This is a genomic window from Methylophaga sp. UBA5088 (genome assembly GCF_002414625.1).
GTDB classification, from domain to species: domain Bacteria; phylum Pseudomonadota; class Gammaproteobacteria; order Nitrosococcales; family Methylophagaceae; genus Methylophaga; species Methylophaga marina.
Map to the genome: position 1 here is coordinate 27,821 of NZ_DIAC01000086.1, position 598 is coordinate 28,418.

Genomic DNA, 598 nt, shown 5'->3' on the forward strand with positions numbered 1-598 from the left:
ATTCATTGGCAGCAATGCCCGAAGCAAGTCCGCGAGTTTGTCCGATACTCTCAGCGAGTACTGGGATATAACTGACAATCGTCTCAATAATGAATGTGGTGTTGAGGTCTGGATCGAGTATGAGTCCAGAATTGTGATTCACGGCATTCATGAGTTGTCTAAGTTTTGTAATTAACTCAGTATGCGCGGTAAAAATGGTATTGGGATCTGTTTCTGTTGCTGTATTGATAAGACTGGTCCAGTCACGTTTGATTTCGTCCCATAGTTGATTGGTGTCGAAGTGCTCGCCATATTCAGTATTGATGATATTGATTTGTTGAATACTCTGATCAATCTCTTTCCGTTTACTGAGAATTTTCTCTTCGAACTCTGCTGAGCCATTCAGATAGGCATTCGTCAAGCCACGATGTTGAGGCAATTGTTGATAGAGTGGTGTGATGGTTTTTATGTATTCCAAGCCTGATTGTTCTTTATGGCTTTCATTAACGATGTTGTTTAATTGGTGAATCAGTAGCAAAAATGTCACCGTGATAGGAATAAGCAGAAGCACTGTTATCAGTGACATTTTTTTGGGGTAGCTTAGCGAATTCATGAGTTT

At 40.3% G+C, this 598-nt stretch carries 1 pseudogene; it reads right to left on the reverse strand.

Annotated features, from left to right (window positions below):
* Window positions 1-457 (reverse strand): annotated as a pseudogene (locus B4K20_RS10945) (methyl-accepting chemotaxis protein); the annotation flags it as partial.
* Window positions 458-598 lie beyond the last annotated feature (141 nt).